This is a genomic window from Streptomyces sp. NBC_01217 (assembly GCF_035994185.1).
In the GTDB taxonomy this organism is placed as follows: Bacteria; Actinomycetota; Actinomycetes; order Streptomycetales; family Streptomycetaceae; genus Streptomyces.
This window is the reverse complement of record NZ_CP108538.1, coordinates 8,561,162-8,580,467: the sequence shown is the minus strand read 5'-3', so window position 1 is coordinate 8,580,467 and position 19,306 is coordinate 8,561,162. Positions and strand designations below refer to the sequence as shown.

General features: G+C 73.7%; 2 protein-coding genes. Both read right to left on the bottom strand.

The features are described from left to right. Positions 1–35: 35 nt before the first annotated feature. Complete coding sequence (locus OG507_RS38220; RefSeq protein ID WP_327371689.1) at positions 36–245, bottom strand: MbtH family protein; 210 nt, start codon at positions 243–245, stop codon at positions 36–38. Then, entirely contained in the window at positions 242–19,174 is an 18,933-nt protein-coding gene (locus OG507_RS38215; protein ID WP_327371688.1) for a non-ribosomal peptide synthetase, read from the bottom strand. Before OG507_RS38215 ends, OG507_RS38220 begins: the two co-directional genes overlap by 4 nt. Positions 19,175–19,306: the final 132 nt, after the last annotated feature.

Genomic DNA, 19,306 nt, shown 5'->3' with positions numbered 1-19,306 from the left:
AGGGGCCGACTCGGTCGGCCCCTCCCCTTCTTGTGTCAGGAGCCCATCGACTCGGCCAGGCTGCGGGGCCGCATGTCGGTCCACTGGGCCTCGACGTGGTCCAGGCACGACTGGCGCGACTCGGGCCCGTGCACGACTCTCCAGCCGGCCGGCACGTCCGCGAAGTCCGGCCACAGGCTGTGCTGGTTCTCGTCGTTGACGAGCACCAGGTAGACGCCTTCGGGGTCCTCGAACGGGTTGCTCATTCCATTCCTCTCCTCATGGTCCTCTCCGCGCACGCGGCGAGGCCCTCCAGTGCCCGGAACCACGTCTCGGCGAGGTCCTGGACCGTCTCCCGTGGCAACAGCCCTTCCAGATAGGACCAGTGGGCGGCCAGCACCGGCCCGTCCGCCCGGTCCTCGGTCACCACGTTGATGCTCAGGGCGTGGCCCTCCCTCATGGCCGCCTCCGCACCGATGTCGGCCGCGTCCTCCTCGGGCGCGTAGGACCAGTCGGTGTTCTCCGGGATCCCGAACCGGCCCAGGTAGTTGAACTCCACTCGGGCGGGTTCGCGGCTCGCCAGGGCCTCGCGGGTGCGGGGGTTCAGGTGCCGCAGCAGGCCGTAGCCGACGCCGTTCGCGGGGAGCGAAGCCAGGTGTGCGCGCACCCTGCGCACCGCCTCCTCCGCGGCCGGGCCGCCCGTGAACGCATCGGCCGGATCGGCCGGTCCCGCATCGAGCCGGACGGGGAAGACGCTGGTGAACCAGCCGACCGTACGGGACAGGTCGACGCCGTCCCCGCCCAGTTCCTCCTCGCGGCCGTGGCCTTCGAGGTCGACGAGGATCGAGGTGTCCGATCCGCCGGCCCGCCGCCGCCAGTCGGCGAAGGCCAGCGCGAGCCCGGCCAGCAGCACGTCGTTGACCCCTGCGCCGAACGCCGCGGGCACGGCCGACAGCAGCGGTCCGGTGCGCTCGGCGGGCAGGCGCAGCGCGACCTCGTGCCGGGTCGCTCCGGTGTCGCGGTCCGGCTCCCGTTCCCTCGTGAGCGGGAGGGGTTCCGTGCCGCCGTCGAGGACGGCCGTCCACACGGGGAGTTCGGCTTCCCTGCCCGGCGCCTGGGCCAGCTCGGTGAGCAGCCGCGACCAGCGGGCGAAGGAGGTGTCGACGGGAACGAGCCGGGCCGGGCGTCCGGCGGAGACGTCCTGCCAGGCCGCCGCGAGGTCCGGCAGCAGCACCCGCCAGGACACCCCGTCCACGACGAGGTGGTGGGCCATCAGCAGCAGGCGGCCCGGGCTGTCGCCCGCGTCGAACCACACGGCCCTGACCATGGCGCCCGCGTCGGGGTCGAGCAGGGCCCGCGCATGGTGCGCGTGCTCCCTTACGGCTTCGCCCAGCGCGGCCGTGTCCAGGCCGGTGGCGTCGACCCGTTCGATCCATCCGGCCGCGTCGACCGTCCCGGCGGGCGGCACGTGCAGTGACCAGTCCTCGGTGTCCTCGCGGGAGGGCCGTACCAGGGTGGCGCGGAGCAGGTCGTGACGGTCGGCGAGTGCCTGGAGCACGGCGGTCAGGCCGGGCAGGTCCAGGTCCGCGGGGGTGCGGACCAGTGCCGCCTGATGGTAGGTGGCGACGGGGCCGCCCAGTTCGCGCAGCCAGTGCATCACCGGGGTGAGCGGCACGGTGCCGGTGCCGTCGTCCTCGGGGCGCGACGCGGTGGCGTCGGCGGCCTCGGCGACCGCGCCCAGGGCGGCCACCGTGCGGTGCCGGAACACCAGCCTCGGGGTGATCCTGAGGCCCGCCGCGCGGGCCCGGCCCACGAGCTGCATGGCGACGATGCTGTCGCCGCCGAGGGCGAAGAAGTCGTCGTCCACACCGATGTGTTCGAGTCCCAGTACCTCGGCGAAGACCCTGCGGAGCAGCTTCTCCACGGGGGTGGCGGGCGGGCGTCCGGAGGACAGGGCCAGGAAGTCGGGCGCGGGCAGGGCGGACCGGTCCAGCTTGCCGTTCGCCAGCTGCGGGAACCTCTCCATGGCCACGACGGCCGCGGGGACCATGTGGTCCGGCAGCCGGCCGGCGACATGGGCGCGCAGCAGGGCCGGGTCGGGCACGGCGTCGGGAGCCGGGACGACGTAGGCCACCAGCTGCTTGCGCGGGCCGTCCTGACGGACCATCACCAAGGCCTGTCCGACTGCGGGATGGGTGGTGAGTGCGGCCTCGATCTCGGCGGGCTCGATGCGGAAGCCGCGGATCTTGACCTGGTCGTCGGCGCGGCCCAGATAGTCGAGCCGCCCGTCGGCGGTCCAGCGTGCCAGGTCGCCGGTGCGGTAGAGCCGTGAGCCGGGCGGGCCGAACGGGTCGGCCACGAATCGTTCGGCCGTCAGCCCGGGGCTGCCCAGGTAGCCGCGGGCGAGACCGCCGCCCGCGAGGTAGAGCTCTCCGGGTACACCGGGCGGGAGCGGTTGCAGCCGGTCGTCGAGCACATGGGCGCGGGTGCCGGCCACCGGCCGCCCCACGAGCGGGCGTTCGCTGTCGCGGACGCGTGCGACCAGCGCGTCCACGGTCGACTCGGTCGGCCCGTACAGGTTGAACGCCTCGGTTCCGCGCAAGGCGGCGAGCTGCTGCCAGAGGGCTACGGGGACGGCCTCGCCGCCCACGCCGACAACCGCGAGCGGGCAGTCGCCGCCGTTCAGCAGCCCGCTGTCGGCCATCTGGGCGAAGAACGACGGGGTGACCTCCAGGAAGTCGAAGCGGTGCCGGAGCACGGCCTCGGTGACCAGTTCGGGGTCGCGCCGCACCTCCTCGGACAGCACGTGGACGCAGTGTCCGTCCAACAGCCACAGCTGGGGCTGCCAGGAGGCGTCGAAGAAGAACGACCAGGCGTGGCCGACGCGCAAGTGCCGCCGCCCGGCGGCCTCGACGGCCGGGGCGTAGAGCGTCTCGCGGTGGCTGCGGAAGAGATGGCCGAGGGTTTCGTGGGTGATGACCACGCCCTTGGGGCGACCGGTGGAGCCCGAGGTGTAGATGACGTACGCGGGGTGACGGGGTGTCAGAGACGCGTTGCGGTCGGCGTCGGTGAGGTCGGCCGGGTCCTGGGTGGCGATCCGGTCCGCCGTGGCGGGGTCGTCCAGCAGGAGGGGCTTTGTGCCTGGTGGCAGGGTGGCCGCCAGATCGCGGGTGGTGAGGGTGAGGACCGCTCCGGCGTCGGCGAGGACATCGGCCGTGCGTTCGGCCGGTGCGTCGGGGTCGAGCGGCAGATAGGCGGCGCCCGCCTTGTGGACCGCGAGGACGGCCGCCAGGAACCGTGCGGTGCGCGGCAGGGCGAGCGCCACGAACCGCTCGGGTCCGGCGCCCGCCGCGACCAGGAGCCGGGCCAGACGGTTGGCGTCCGCGTTGAGTTCGGCGAAGGTCAGCTCGATGCCGTCGGAGGCCGCGGCGGGCCGCTCGGCGTGCAGTCGCGCCTGCTCCTCGAAGAGGGCGGGCACGGTGGTCGGTTCGCTGGTGAGCGGCCTGCTGTGCCAGCCGCCGAGCAGCCTGGCCCGCTCGTCCGGGTCGAGGATGTCGATGCGGTCGAGCGTCACGTCCGGGTCGCCGGCCACGGCCCGCAGGACGCATCGCAGCCGGTCCGCGAAGGACTGCGCGGTCGCATGGTCGAACAGGTCGGTGCTGTACTCCAGGACGCCGTCCACGCCGCTGCCGTCGCCGCGTTCCACGAAGTCGAAGGACAGGTCGAACTTGGCGGTCGTCTGCGCCACGTCGTCCCGGCGGGCGTTCAGCCCGGGCAGTCCCGTGTCGTCCCCGCCGGACGCCAGGTAGACGACCATCACCTGGAACAGCGGGTGACGGGCGAGCGACCGGGCCGGGTTGAGCACCTCCACCAACCGCTCGAATGGCACGTCCTGGTGGTCGAACGCGGCCAGGTCGAATTCCCGTACGCGCGAGAGCAGCTCCCGGAACGTCGGATCGCCGGACGTGTCGGTGCGCAGCACCAGGGTGTTGAGGAAGACCCCGACCAGTTGGTCCAGGCCCGCGTCCGTCCGGCCGGAGATCGGGCTGCCGATCGGGATGTCGTGGCCGGCACCGAGCCGGGAGAGGAGGGTGGCCACGGCTGCTTGGAGCACCATGAACACGCTGACCCCGTTGTCGCGCGCCAACCGGTGCAGTCCGGCGGCCAGCTCGCTGTCCAGCGAGAGGTCGGCGCAGCCGCCGCGGTAGGTCGCCTCCAGCGGGCGGGCCCGGTCCACGGGCAGCGCCAGCTCCTCGGGAAGCCCGGCCAGCGCCTGCTTCCAGTAGGCGATCTGGCGTGCCGCCAGGCTGTCGGCGTCCTTCTCGTCGCCGAGGACGTCCCGCTGCCACAGCGTGTAGTCGGCGTACTGGACCGGCAGCGGCTCCCACTCGGGCGCCCGACCGGCGCGATGGGCACTGTAGGCGAGCGCCAGGTCCCGGTTCAGCGGGCCCTCGGACCACTCGTCGCCCGCGATGTGGTGCAGAAGCAGCAGAAGGGTCCACTGCTCCTCGCCGGTGCGGAACACCTGTACGCGGAGCGGGGGTTCGCGGTCCAGCTCGAAACCGTACGCCCCGGCCTGGGCCAGCAGTTCGGGCAGCCGGTCCTCGTCCGTTTCCGTCACCCTGAAGGGGATGCGGACCTCCTGCGGCGCCAGCACGTGCTGGCGGGCCGTGCCCTGCTCGTCGGGGAAGACCGTGCGCAGCGTCTCGTGCCGGACGACGAGGTCGAGCACCGCCGCCCGCAGCGCGTCCATGTCCAGCCGTCCGGTCAGCCGCCAGGCCGAGGGGATGTTGTACGTCGCGCTGGGGCCTTCCACCTGGTACAGCACCCACAGCCGTCGCTGGGCGGAGGACAGCGGCAGCCGGTCGGGGCGCCGCCGGACCGTCAGGGCCGGGCGGGTCGTCCCCGTCCCTTCGGCGCTGTCCGCGAGGTGCCGGGCGAGCCCGGCCACCGTCGGGGCGTCGAAGACCGTGCGCAGCGACACCTCGGCGCCGAGCGCGGCCCGGACGCGGGCGGTCAGCCGCATGGCGAGCAGCGAGTGGCCGCCCAGGGCGAAGAAGTCGTCGTCGATGCCCACTTCGGGCACGTCGAGGACGGCGGCGAACGCCTCGCACAGCAGGTCCTCGCGCGGGGTGCGGGGCCTGCGTCCGGAGGTGAGCGCGGCAAGGTCCGGGGCGGGCAGCGCCTTCGCGTCGAGCTTGCCGGCGACCGTGCGCGGCAGGGCGGCCACGGTGACGAAGGCCGTCGGCACCATGTGCGCGGGCAGGGCTGCGGCCGCGTGGCCGCGCAGCTGCGCCGGTTCGGGGACGCGGCCGCCGGCCGGGAGGACGTACGCCACCAGCCTGCGCACCCCGGGCGTGTCCTCGCGCACCACGACCGCGGCCGTGGCCACGTCGGGGTGCGTGGCGAGCAGTGCCTCGATCTCACCGGGTTCGATGCGAAAGCCGCGCAGCTTGACCTGTCCGTCGGCCCGGCCCAGGAACTCCAGGGCGCCATTCCTGCGGCGCCGGACGAGGTCGCCCGTGCGGTACATGCGGCTGCCGGGCACGCCGGACGGGTCGGCCGTGAACCGCTCGGCGGTCGGGCCGGGGCGGTTCAGGTAGCCGCGGGCCAGTCCTTCTCCGGCGAGGTACAGCTCGCCGGTGACGCCGGCCGGGACGGGCCGCAGGGCCTCGTCGAGGACGTGGGCGCGGATGTTGTCGAGCGGTGCGGCCCAGCTGCCGGAGGTGTCGCTGTGCCAGCCGTAGGCGTCGACGGCGCTCTCGGTGGGCCCGTACAGGTCGTGGACCTGGGTTCCGGGCAGGGTGCGCAGCCGCTCCCACAGCGGCGCCGGGGTCGCCTCGCCGCCGACGGCGATCACCCCGGGGAGGTGGGCGCCGGGGTCCAGGAAGCCGTGGTGGATCAGCTCGCGGAGATAGGTCGGGGTGACGTCGAGGAAGTCGATCCTCTCCCGGCCCAGGTACGCGAGCAGGGCGGCCGGGTCCGCCATGGTGGCCTCGTCGGTGACGTGCAGTTCGTGCCCGGCGAGCAGCCAGATCAGCGGTTCCCAGGAGCCGTCGAAGCTGAACGAGGCCGCGTGCACGGCCCGCAGCCCGGTACGGCCGAGGGATCGCTCGGCGGGCCGGATGAGGTCGTCGCGGTGGGCGGCGTAGAAGTTGCTCAGCCCGCGGTGGGTGCCGACGACGCCCTTCGGAGTGCCGGTCGATCCGGAGGTGAAGATGACGTACGCGGCGCCGGAGGCGGCGGGGGTCACGGCAGGTGTCACGGCGGCCCGGTTCTCCTCTGCCGCTTCCTGACGCAGCGCGTCGTCCAGGAGTACGACCGGGCAGCCCTGCGGCAGCTTCGGCGCCAGCTCCGCCGTGGTGAGCACGCACAGCGGGGCGGTGTCGCGGAGCATGAACTCCAGCCGGTCGGCCGGGTATTCGGGGTCGAGCGGCAGATAGGCCGCCCCGGACGTCAGTACACCGAGCAGGGCGGGGACCATGAGGTGCCGGGGCAGGGCGAGTGCGACCACCCGCTCGGCGCGGGCGCCCCTGCGGATCAGGAGCCGGGCCACGGCGTCCACCCGCTCGCCCAGTTCCCGGAAGGTGAGCCGGGTCGCACCGGTGGTGAGGGCGGGAGCGTCGGGCCGGGTGCGGACGACGTCGGCGAGGATCTCCGGCACGGACCGGGTCTCCACCGGCCGGGCGGTGTCGTTCCAGTCGGTCGCGGCGGCCGTCTCCTCCGCCTCGGTGAGGACGTCCAGGGTCCGCAGCGGACGTTCGGGGTCCCTGGCCACCTGCTCCAGGAGGCTCAGCAGTCGCTCGGTGAGCCCGGCGGCGGTCTCCGCGTCGGTGAGGTCGGTGGCGTACTCCAGCAGGAGGGCCATGTCGCGGCCGGGGCCGTGGTCGACGAAGGTGAAGTCGAGGTCGAACTTGGCCATGCCGGTGTCCATGTCGAACCACTCGGTGGGCAGGCCGAACAGGTCGGGGTCGCCGTCGGGGCGGTGGTGGTAGCCGAGCATCACCTGGAAGAGCGGGTTGCGGTCGGCCGTCCGGACCGGGTTGACCGCCTCGACGACCCGGTCGAACGGCACGTCCTGGTGCTCGAACGCGGCCAGGGCAGCCTCCCGCACCCGGCCGAGGAGCCCCGCGAAGGACGGGGTGCCGGACAGGTCGGTGCGCAGTACGAGCGTGTTGACGAAGAAGCCGACCAGGTCGTCCGCCGCGCTGTCGGTGCGGCCTGCGATGGGTGCGCCGAGCGGGATGTCTTCCCCGGCGCCGAGCCGGTGAAGCAGCGCTGCGGTGGCGGCCTGGAACAGCATGAACATGCTGACCTGGTGGGCGCCGGCCAGCTCCCTCAGCGCGGCCCCGGTCGCGTCCGGGAGCGTGGCGCGGACGACGGACCCGCGTCCGGTGGTGCGGGCGGCGCCGGGGCGGTCCAGGGGCAGCGGGATCTCCTCCGGGAGCCCGCTCAGGGCGCGCGTCCAGTAGGCGAGCTGCTCGTCCTCCACCTCGGCGAGCAGGCGGCCTTGCCAGAGGGTGTAGTCGGCGTACTGCACCGGCAGCGGGGTCCACTGCGGTGCCAGGCCCGCGGTCCGGGCCGTGTAGGCGTGGTGCAGGTCGGCGAGGAAGGGCCGGTCGGACCACTCGTCGGTGGTGATGTGGTGCAGCACCACGGCCACCACGTGGTCGTCGGCGGCCAGGCGCAGCACCTCGGCACGTACCGGGAGTTCGGTGCTCAGGTCGAACGGACGGCGCTGAGCCTGTTCGATCCGCCCCGCCAGACCGGCCTCGGCGCAGTCGTCGACGCGGAACTCCGGCTCGGCCTCCCCGGGCGCCGCGATCCACTGGTACGGCTCTCCGTCCGCCTCCACGAACCGTGTACGCAAGGCCTCATGACGAATCGTCACGTCGCTCAGCGCGGCCCGGAGGGCGTCGATGTCCAGGACGCCGCGGAGCCGGAACACGAGCGGGAAGTTGTACGCGACGCCGTCCCCGGTGATCCGCTCCACGAGCCACAGGCGGCGCTGGGCGGCCGACAGGGGAATGCGGACGGGCCGTTCGGCTGCGGGCTCCAGCACCGGGCGGGTAGGGTGCCCGGCCGCCGCCCGCAGCGCCAGCGTCTCGGGGGTGGGTGCCTCGAACAGGTCGCGGATCGCCAGCTCCGCGCCCAGTTCGGTACGGGCCCGGCTGATCAGCCGGGTCGCCAGCAGCGAGTGGCCGCCCAGGTCGAAGAAGTTGTCCTCCGCGCCGGTCCGGGGCAGCCCCAGCACCTCGGCGAACAGACGGCACAGCACCTCCTCGACGGGGGTGCGCGGCCCGCGCCCCGCCGACAGGGCCATGGCGGGCTCGGCGTCCGGCAGCGCCCGCATGTCGAGCTTGCCGTTGTCGTTCATCGGCAGCCCGGGCATGACCACGAAGGCGGCGGGCACCATGTAGCCGGGCAGCCGCTGCCCGAGGTCGTCCCGCAGTCGCCTGATGAGCGCGGTGTGGCCGCGGCCGCCGGCCGGGGTGTTGGCGAACGGGGCATCGCCGCGGCCGGCACGCGGCCCGTACAGGCCCGCCGTGCGCCGGGGTTCGGTGCCGGGGACGAACACGGCGTCGTAGCAGCCGGGTTCGTCGGACCAGGTCGTCAGCAGCCGGTAGCCGTGTGCCTGCGCCGTCTCCCTCAGGTCCTCCGGTTCCACCCCCGTCGCGCCCACACCTGCCGGGCGTCCGGTGTCCAGGGCGCGCAGCCCTGCGAGGTCGCCGGCCGTACGGGCGTCCGGGATGCGGCGCACCCGGAGCGGCGCGCTGCCGTCGAGGCGGGCGGGGAGAGCGTCCGGCCCGGCCCAGTCGACGCCGGGGGCGGTGTCCAGGGAGAGCGCGTCGCCCTCGTACAGCACCACGTCGTACCGGTAGCGCGTCAGCTCGTTGTGGTGCCGCCCCGCCTTGGTGCGCAGGTCGACACCGACGCCGAGGGTGGTGAACCAGTCCGGGTCGACGAGGAGTTCCTTCTCCAGGGCGAGGCCCCGGTCAACGGCCCGGCGCAGCGCCTCGGGCTCCGCGTCCGCACCGGCTCGGGCTGCCTGGATTCCGGCCTGGAACACCCGCGCCTGGCGCAGGTCGCGTACGTCGCCGACGAACAGGGCGCCGCCGGGCGCGAGGAGTCCGAGCGCGCCGCGGATCACCTGGTGCAGATGGTCCAGGCTCGGGAAGTACTGGACGACGGAGTTGATGACGACGGTGTCGAAGTAGCCGGCCGGCAGACCGTCCGTCACCTCGGCGGCCTGGCAGCGCAGTTCCACCTTGCGGGCCAGCTCCGGTTCGGCCTCCAGGTCCTCGCCGAGCTTGCGGATGACGGGGGCGGCGAAGTCGGTCGCCCAGTAGGCCTCGGCGTCCGGGGCGAGCCGGGACAGGAGCAGGCCGGAGCCGACGCCGATCTCCAGGATCCGCCGGGGCCGCAGCTCGCGGATTCGGGTCACGGTGGCCTCGCGCCACTCGCGCATGTGCTCCACGGGGATCGGTGTGCCGTCGTAGGAGCTGTCCCAGCCGGCGAAGTCCTCGGTGAACAGTGCCGTGCCGATCTCTGCGTACTCGGCGGAGTAGATCTCCCGCCACTCGCCGATCTGTTCCCGCTCGGCAGACGCGCGTGCCTCGGCGTCGGGTTCGGCCGGGACGACGTAGCCGACCAGGCGCTTGGTGCCGGGCGCGTTGGTGTCCTCGCGGGCGATGACGGCGGCCTGGGAGACCTCGGGGTGCTGGGTGAGGGCGGTCTCGATCTCGCCCAGTTCCACCCGGTGGCCGCGGATCTTGACCTGGTCGTCGGTGCGGCCGAGGAAGTCCAGGTTGCCGTCCGGGCGCCGTCGGACGAGGTCGCCGGTGCGGTACATGCGCTCGCCGGGGAGACCGTGGGGGTCGGCGACGAACCGTTCGGCGGTCAGGCCGGCCCGGTCGAGGTAGCCGCGCGCGAGGCCGACTCCCGCGATGTACAGCTCGCCGGCCACGCCGTCCGGGACCGGCCGCAGCCAGGTGTCCAGGATGCGGGCGCGGGTGGCGCGGATGGGGCGGCCCACGGTCGGGGTCGCGCTGTCGTGGGTGCCGCCGCCGAGTGTGTTGATGGTGTACTCGGTGGGCCCGTACAGGTTGTAGCCGTAGGTGCCCTCGGTGTCCCGCAGGGTGTTCCACACCGTCTCGGTGACGGCCTCGCCGCCGAGCAGCACCAGTGGCGGCCGGTGCCCCTCCAACAGGCCCTCCTCGATGAGGAGATGGGCGTAGGTCGGGGTCACGTTCACCACGTCGACGCGGTGCTCCTCGCAGTACGCCACCAGTGCGGTGGCGTCCCTGCGCAGTTCCTCGTCGCAGATGTGCACCTCGTGGCCCTCGACGAGCCAGAGCAGCTCCTCCCACGACATGTCGAAGGCGAACGACACGGTGTGCGCGATCCGCAGCCGCCGCCCGCCGGCCGAGGCGATGGCCGGGGCGAAGATCTCCTTCTGGTGGTTGAGCTGCATGTTGGTCAGACCGGCGTACGGCGTGACCACGCCCTTGGGGCGGCCGGTGGAGCCGGAGGTGTAGATGACGTACGCCGGGTGGTCCAGGCGGAAGGACACCGAGACGGCGGCGTCGGGCAGGGCCGCCAGCTCCGCGGCCGTCCGGGGGTCGTCGAGCAGCAGCCGCGGGATGTCTCCCGTGAGGGTGCCCGAGACCGCCCGCGTCGACAGCAGGAGCAGCGGGCGGGCGTCGGCCAGCATCAGCGAGAGCCGTTCGGCCGGGTGGTCCAGCTCCAGCGGCAGGTAGGCGGCGCCGGTGCGCAGAACGGCGAAGAGGGCGACCACCGTGTCGATGGAGCGGGGCAGGCCCAGCGCGACGACGCGTTCGGGTCCGGCGCCCCGGGCGATCAGCAGCCGGGCCATGCGGTTGCAGCGTGCGTCGAGTTCGGCGTACGTGAGTGTGGTGGCGCCGAAGACGAGGGCCGTGGCCCCTGGAGTGCGGGCGGCCTGCGCGGCCAGCATGTCCGCCACTGTCTCGTGGGGCACGGGCCGCCGGTTCTCTGCGTCCTCGCGGGCCAGTTCGGCGGCCTCGGCCGGCAGCACCGGGTCGAGCGAGCCGACGGGTGCGGACGGATCCGCCACCAGACGGTCGATCAGCAGCACGAAGCGGTCCAGCAGGGTGCGAGCGTACCCGTCGTCCAGCAGGTCCGGCCGGTATGCGAGGGTGACGCGGACGCGCTCGCCGGGGGTGACGACCAGGTTGGCCGGGTAGTGGGTGGCGTCCACGTTGGCGACGGCGGTGGCGCCGTGCCGGTCGCGCAGTTCGGCGAGCCGCTCGTCGGTGTCGGCGTTGCGCAGCACGAACAGCGTGTCGAACAGGCGGCGGTGGCCGGTCTCGGCCTGGAGCACGCCCAGGCCCAGGTACTCGTACGGCATCAGCGCCAGTCGTTCGCCCTGGATGCGGCGCAGCAGGTCGAGCACCGGCTCGCGCGGGTCGAGGGCGATGCGGGCGGGCACGGTGTTGAGGAACATGCCGATGACGTTCTCGACGTCCGGCACCTCGCTGGGGCGTCCGGCGACGGTCGTGCCGAACGCGATGTCGATGCGGCCCGTCACGGAGGCGAGGGCCAGGCCCCAGGCCGCGTTGAGCACGGTGTTCAGGGTGAGGCCGTGGCTGCGGGCCGTGTCGCGCAGCCGCTCGGCCACCTCCGGGGCGAGGACGGTGTCCAGTTGCTCCGGGATCACCGGTTCCAGGCCGCGGTCGGAAGCCGTGGGCACGAGGAGCGTGGGCTCGTCGAAACCGGACAGGGCGGTGCGCCAGGCGCGGGTGGCCTCCGTGTCGTCCTGCCGCTCCAGCCAGGTCAGGTAGTCGCGGTACGAGCCGGGTCGGGCGAGGCCTTCGGGGTCTCCCCCGTTCTCGTACAGGGCGAACAGCTGGTCCAGGAACAGCCAGGCGGACCAGCCGTCCCACAGGATCAGGTGGCGGCCTATCACCAGGCGGTCGCCGCGCCCTTCGCCCAGGCGTACGAGCAGCATCCGGAACAGCAGCGGGCGGGTCAGGTCGAAGCGGCGGGAGCGTTCCTCGTCCATCAACTCCCGCATCCGCTCGTCCTGTTCGCTCGCGGGTAGCCCGGACAGGTCCACCTCGGTCAGCGGGATCTGCGCGTCGCGCACGATGAACTGCACCGGCTGGCGCAGCCCTTCGCTGGTGAACCCGGCGCGCAGGCTGGGGTTGCGGGCGAGCAGGGTGCGGGTGGCGGCCAGCAGCCGCCCGGTGTCGACGCGTTCGGCGAAGTCGAACGACTCGTGGACGGTGTAGACGTCCAGGGTGCTGTCGTCGTACGTGGAGTGGAAGAACAGGCCTTCCTGGAGGGGAGCGAGCGGCCATACGTCCTCGACGCGGCCGGGGGCCAGCCGCTCGACGCGGGCGTGTTCCTCCTCGGTGAGGGTGAACGCGGGGGCGGCCTCACCGGCCGCACCGTTCTCGGTGGGCTCGTCCACGGCCGCGGCGGCGGCGAGCGCCGCCGGGGTGCGGTGCTCGAAGACGTCGCGCGGGTCGATGGCGAGGCCGGCGCGTCGGGCGCGGCTGGAGACGGCGATGGAGGTGATGCTGTCGCCGCCGAGCAGGAAGAAGTCGTCGTCGACTCCGGCGTCCGGCAGTTTCAGTACAGCGGCGAAGATCTCCGTGAGGAGCCGTTCGCGGGGGCTGCGCGGGGCGCGGGCCTGGGCCCGCACGGCCTGCGGGGCGGGCAGCGCGGCCCGGTCGAGCTTGCCGCTGGGGGTGAGCGGAAGGGCGTCCAGGACCACCCAGGCGCTCGGCACGAGGGCGGTGGGAAGGGTGGCGGCGATGGCGTCGCGCAGGGCGGTGGCGCCCGTGTCCGTGGCGGCATGCGCCGACGGCACCACGTACGCGACGAGCGCGTTGTCCCATACCGTCGCGGCGGACTGTGCCACCCCGGGCAGGGCCGTCAGCGCGGCCTCGATCTCGCCGAGTTCGATGCGGTTGCCGCGCAGCTTGACCTGCCGGTCGGTGCGGCCGAGGTACTCGATCACCCCGTCGGTCCGGCGGCGGACCAGGTCTCCGGTGCGGTACATGCGGCTGCCGGGCGCGCCGTAGGGGTCGGCCGTGAACCGGTCGGCGGTGAGCGCCGGGCGGGCGTGATAGCCGCGGGCGAGTTGCACGCCCGTCAGATACAGCTCGCCTGGCACGTCGTCGGGGACCGGGCGCAGGCAGGAGTCGAGGACGCGCAGGCCGGTGTTCCAGACCGGGCGCCCGATGGGCACGACCGGTCCCTCGTCGGTGGCGTCGAAGGGGTGGTGCGTGACGTCGACGGCCGCCTCGGTCGGGCCGTAGAGGTTGTGCAGCGGGACGCCGGTCAGGGCATGCCAGCGGGCGGCCGCGGCCGCCGGGAGCGCTTCGCCGCTGCTCAGCACGCGTCGCAGCGAGGCCGCCCAGGCGGGGTGCCCGGTGACCTCGTCGGCCTGGAGGAGCGCCTCCAGCATGGACGGCACGAAGTGCATCGTGGTGACGCGCTCGTCGCGGACGAGGCCGGCCAGATAGGCGGGGTCGCGATGGCCGTCGGGACGGGCGAGGACCACGGCGGCGCCCTGGAGGAGCGGCCAGAAGAACTCCCAGACCGACACGTCGAAGCTGGACGGCGTCTTCTGCAGCACCCGGTCGTCGGCGCGCAGCCCGTAGGCGCCCTGCATCCAGGCGAGCCGGTTGACGATGGCGCGGTGGGTGACGACCACGCCCTTGGGGCGGCCGGTGGAACCGGAGGTGTAGATGAGGTATGCGGGGTCGTCGGGGCGGGCCGCGGGGACGGTCCCGGACTGCGGGGTCTCCTCCTCCGCGTCGAGGAGGAGGACGCCCGTGCGGGCGGTCCCGGGCAGCCAATCGGCCGTGCCGGAGAGCGAGATCACCGTCGTCGCTCCGCAGTCGCCGAGCATGTGGGCCACGCGGTCCGCCGGATAGTCCAGGTCGAGGGGCAGATAGGCCGCGCCCGACTTCAGTACGCCGAGCAGCGCCACCATCAGTTCCGCCGAACGGGGCACGGCGACCGCGACGAACTCCCCCCGGCGGGCGCCGCGATGCCGCAGCCTGACGGCCAACGCCTCGGCCCTGGTGTCGAGTTCGGCGTAGGTGAGCCGCTCGCTGCCGAATACGACCGCCGTCGCGTCCGGGGTCCGGCGCACCTGCTCGGCGAACGCCTCGGCGAGGGTGGTCTCCGGGACGTCCCGTTCCTCGCCGTGCGGGTGGGAGCGCAGCGCCTCCTCGGGTGACAGCAGGTCGAGCGATGCGGCGGGCCGGGACGGGTCTGCGGCGATGGCCTCCAGGACGCGGGCCAGCCGGTCGCCGAGTGCGCGGACCCGGTCGGCGCCGAGCCGTTCGGCGTGGTGCTTGAGCCGCAGGTCGAGGCGTCGGCCGGGCTTTACGACGAGGGCCAGCGGATAGTGGACGGCGTCGTTGAAGGCGTCGGCGGTGATCCGCACGGTGCCCGACGCGTCGCGCAGGTCGGCCTCGGCCGGGTAGTTCTCGAACACCACGAGGGTGTCGAAGAGTTCGCCCCGGCCCGCGTGCCCGGCGAGCCGCTGGATCTCCGCCAGGCCGAGGTGCTGGTGGTCCAGGAGCCGTGCCTGCTCGTCCTGGAGACGGGTCAGGAGGTCCCCGACGGTCTCCCGGGGTGCCCAGCGAAAGCGCGTGGGCAGGGTGTTGATGAACAGGCCCACCATCGAGGCGATGCCGTCGACCTCGCCGTCACGGCCGGAGACCGTGGTGCCGAACACGACGTCGTCGCGGCCCGTGAGCCTGCCGAGCAGCAGACCCCAGGCGGCCTGCACGACGGTACCGAGGGTGACGCCGTGCTCGCGGGCGCGGTCGGCGAGGAGCGCGGTGGTCCGCTCGGGCAGCTCGACGCGGATGTGCGCGGGCCGTACGGGCCCGCCGACGGGCGGGGCGGTGACGAGGCGGGTGGGTTCGTCCAGGCCCGCGAGGGCCGTGCGCCAGGTGTCGCGGGCGGCGTCGCGGTCCTGCCCGGCGAGCCGTCGCAGGAAGGCGCGGTAGGGGGTGACTTCGGCGAGCGGGGGTGTGTCGGTGCCGTAGAACGCCATGAGTTCGCGGTGCAGGACGGGCAGCGACCAGCCGTCGGCCACGATGTGATGGAACGTCAGGACGAGTCGGCTGCGGTGTGCGCCGAGGCGGATCAGGGCGCATCGCAGCAGCGGCGGGGCGGCCAGGTCGAAGCCGGCGGCGCGCTCGTCCTCGGCGACCGCCTCGCCCAGGGTCTCTTGGACCGTGCCGTCCCGGTCCGACAGTTCGACCTCCCGCCAGGGCAGTTCGGCGCCCCGGGTGACGATCTGTACGGGGGTGCCGTCGGGGCGCCGGCGGAAGGCGGCCCGCAGCGGGGCGTGGCGGTCCAGGAGCCGCTGGGCGGCGCGGCGCAGTGTTGGCCCGTCGACCGGGCCGTCGAGGTCGAGGACCTGCTGGACCACATAGGAGTCGCCGTCGGCGCCGCCGGTCAGGGCGTGGAAGAAGAAGCCCTGCTGAAGCGGGGTGAGGGGCAGGAGTTCCTCGACGGCGAGCGGGGCGGTGCCCTGGATCTCGGCCAGTTCGGCCGCGTCCACGTCGAGCAGGGGTGTGTCGGTGGCCGTGCCGTCCTCGGTGCGGATGACGGCGGCCTGTGCGAGCGCCTCGACCGTGCGGTGCCGGAACACCTCGCGGGTGGTGAGCCTGAGGCCCGCCTCCCGGGCCCGGACCAGCAGTTGGATGGCGGTGATGCTGTCGCCGCCGAGGGCGAGGAAGTCGTCCTCGGCCGTCACCGACTCCAGGCCAAGCACCTCGGCGTACAGGCCGCAGAGCAGCTTTTCGCGCAGGGTCTGCGGGGGCCGTCCGGAGCTCATGGCCGCGTAGTCGGGGGCGGGCAGGGCCCGTGCGTCGATCTTGCCGCTGGGGGTGACGGGCAGGGTGTGCAGGGGGACGAACGCGGACGGGACCATGTAGTCGGGCAGCCACTCGGCGGCGTGCCCGCGCAGGGTCCGCAGCAGCGCCGTCACGTCACGGAAGGGTGCGGGGCGGTTGGCGTGGGCGTATCCGGCGGCGGTCCGGTACAGGCCGGTGAGGGGGCCGTCGAGGGTGAGGACGGCGTCGAACGCACCGTCGTCGGAGGCGCCGTTCCACGTGGTCGCCGCGCGGTAGCCGTGCTCGGCGGCCAGGGTGTGGATGTCCTCGGGGTCGATGCCGGGGGCGGCCGCGCCACCGCTGCCGTCGAGCGCGCGCAGGTCGGCGAGGTCGTCGGCGAGACGGGCGTTGGGCACACCGGTGATCCGCAGCCGGGCCGGACGTCCGGCCAGCAGCCCGGCGAGCCCGGTGACGCTGCTGCCCGCCTCGCTCCACGGGACCTCGCGCTCGTCCGGTGCGGCGCTCGTGCGTGCGCCGGGGTGCAGGACGACGTCGTAGCGGTACCGGCTGAGTTCGTTGTGGTGGGTGGCGCGCTTGATGCGGATGTCGGCTTCGAAGCCGTCGAGGGAGGCGAAGAAGTCCGGGTCCAGGAGGAGTTCGCCCTCCCAGCGCACCGACCGTTCGACGGCCTCGCGCAGTGCGCTCTTGTCCTCGGTGTCCGCGGCGGCCCCCGTGTCGGCCGTGCTCGCGCGCCGGGTCTCCACGGCCGCGCGCAGGGTCCGCAGCAGCCGCAGGTTGCGGACGTCTCCGACGAGGATGCACCCGCCGGGCGCGAGCAGTGCGGTGGCCCGGTGCAGGACGTCCACGAGGTAGCCGTCGCTCGGGAAGTACTGGGCGACGGAGTTGAGGACGACGGTGTCGAAGTATCCGGTGGGCAGACCGTCGGTGTCGTGCGCGGGCCGGGTGCTCAGCTCGACCTTGGCGGCGAGTTCCGGGGACGCCTCGACCTGGGCGCGCAGGGTGGCGATCGCCTCGTGCGAGAGGTCGGTGCCCCAGTAGGCCTCGCAGTGGGGCGCGACGGCGGACAGGATCAGGCCGCTGCCGACGCCGATCTCCAGTACCCGGCGGCCGTCGCCGAGTTCGCGGACGCGGTCGACGGTCGACGCGCGCCACTCCCGCATCTGCTCGACCGGGATGGGCCGGCCGTCGTACATGCTGTTCCAGCCCGCGAAGTTCTCGCGGAAGCCGTCCGCGTTCTCCCGCCGGCCCTCGGTTCCGGCCGCGCGGTAGAGGAGTTCGTGCAGTTCGCGCCACTCCTCGACCTGGCCGTCCGGGTCGCCGTCGCCGCGCGGGGCGTCGAGCGCCGGGACGACGTAGGCGGCCAGGCGGCGGTCTCCGGGCCGGTCCTCGCGGGCGACCACGGTGACCTGGTCGACGGCCGGGTGGGCGCGCAGTACGGATTCGATCTCGCCCGGCTCGATGCGGAAACCGCGGATCTTGATCTGGGCGTCGGCGCGGCCGAGGAACTCCAGCCGCCCGTCGGCCCGTCGGCGCACCAGGTCGCCGGTGCGGTAGAGCCTTTCGCCGGGGGCGCCGAAGGGGTCGGCGACGAACCGTTCGGCGGTCAGGTCCGGGCGGCCGAGGTAGCCGCGGGCCAGCCCCGCACCGCCGAGGTAGAGCTCACCCGTGACACCCGCGGGGACGGGGCCGAGGCAGTCGTCGAGGACGTAGGCGCGGGTGCCCGGGTCGGGCACGCCGATCGGGACGACGGAGCCCGCCGGGATGTCCGGGTCGCACAGGCCGAGTGTGGAGTTGGTGGTCGCCTCGGTGGGGCCGTAGGCGTTGAACATCATCCTGCCCCGGGCGTAGCGGCCCACCAGCTCCGGGGAGACCCGCTCGGTTCCCGCCAGCAGGGTCGCGGTGGGCGGCAGTCGGACGTCGTCGGGCATCGCGGCGAGCAGGGCGGGTGGCAGGATCATGAAGGTGATGCCGTGCAGGTTCGCGTAGTCGGCGAGCGGTGCGCCGGGCACTCGCAGTTCGGCCGGTACGACGACCAGGCGCCCGCCGGAGAGCAGGCCGAGGCACAGGTCCCAGAACGCGACGTCGAAGCTGGGCGAGGCGAACTGGAGGACCCGGCTGTGCGGGCCGATGCCGAACCGTTCGCGCTGGGTGGCGATGAGCCCCGCGACACCGCTGTGGGCGAGGACGACGCCCTTGGGGCGTCCGGTGGAGCCCGAGGTGTAGATGACGTAGGCGGCGTTCAGGACGGTGAGGGGTGCGCCCCGGTCCGCGTCGGTGGGGTCGTGGGCCGGACGGCCCGCCAGCTCCTGGGCCGTGCCCGGCGCGTCGAGTGTCAGCGTCGTCATGCCGGAGCGCTCGGGCAGCTCCCGCGCCGTCTCCTCGTCGGTGACCAGGCAGACGGGGGCCGCGTCTCCCAGCATGTAGGCGATGCGGTCGGCGGGATAGTCGTGGTCGATCGGCAGGTAGGCGGCGCCGGACTTGAGGACGGCGGCCTCGGCGACGATCAGCTCGGCGGAGCGGGGCAGCGCCAGCGCGACGATGTGCTCGGGCCCGGCGCCCCGGGCGATCAGGGCGTGGGCGAGCCGGTTGGCCCGCTCGTCGAGTTCGGCGTAGGTCAGGTGCTCGTCCTCGAAGACCAGGGCGATCTCGTCGGGGCGGGCGCGGACCTGCTCGGCGAAGAGAGCGGGCCAGGTGCCGGCGGGGACGGTGTGCTCGGTGGCGTTCCAGTCGAGGACGACCTGGCGGTACTCGTCCGGGTCCATCAGCGCGAGCCTGGCGACGGGCGTGCCGGGCCGTTCCAGCGCGTCGGCGAGGAGGGTCCGGTAGTGGCCGAGGAGCCGCTCCACGGTCGTGCCGTCGAAGAGAGCCGGGTGGTACGTCGCCCGTACCGCACCCTCGGCCACCTCCAGCGACAGGTCGACCGGGCCGGGCAGTTCTCCGGCGGGCCGCTGGGCGGTGCCGAACGCCACATTGACGAAGAGCCCGCCGCCGCGCGTCGGCCGGGGGGCCAGTTCGTCGGCGAGAAGTCCGGCGGACAGCCGGTGGGCGGCCGCCTCCTCCTGGGCCTGCGCCACCCGCCGTACCAGGTCCTGGAAGGTGGGTTCGTGATCGACGGACACCCGTACCGGCAGCCCGTCGTGCCCCACGGTCAGGTCCGCGGCTCCGCTGTAGCGGTGCAGCAGGGCGACGAAGGCGGCGAGCAGCACGGCGTCGGACGCGCCGGGCAGACCGGTGAGGACGCGGCCGACACGTCCGGGGTCCGGCTCCGGCGGATGCGGCCGGTCAATGGGCAGCGCGGTCTCCGGCGGGGGCGGGGTGAGCATTCGTCGCCAATAGGCCAGGACTTCTTCGGACCCGCACACAGCTACGCGCCTCCCCGGGCTTCGTCCCGGCCCTGAGCCGGGGGATCGGCGCAATAGTAAGGTAAGGATTACCTAATTCACAGTGCCCGTGCG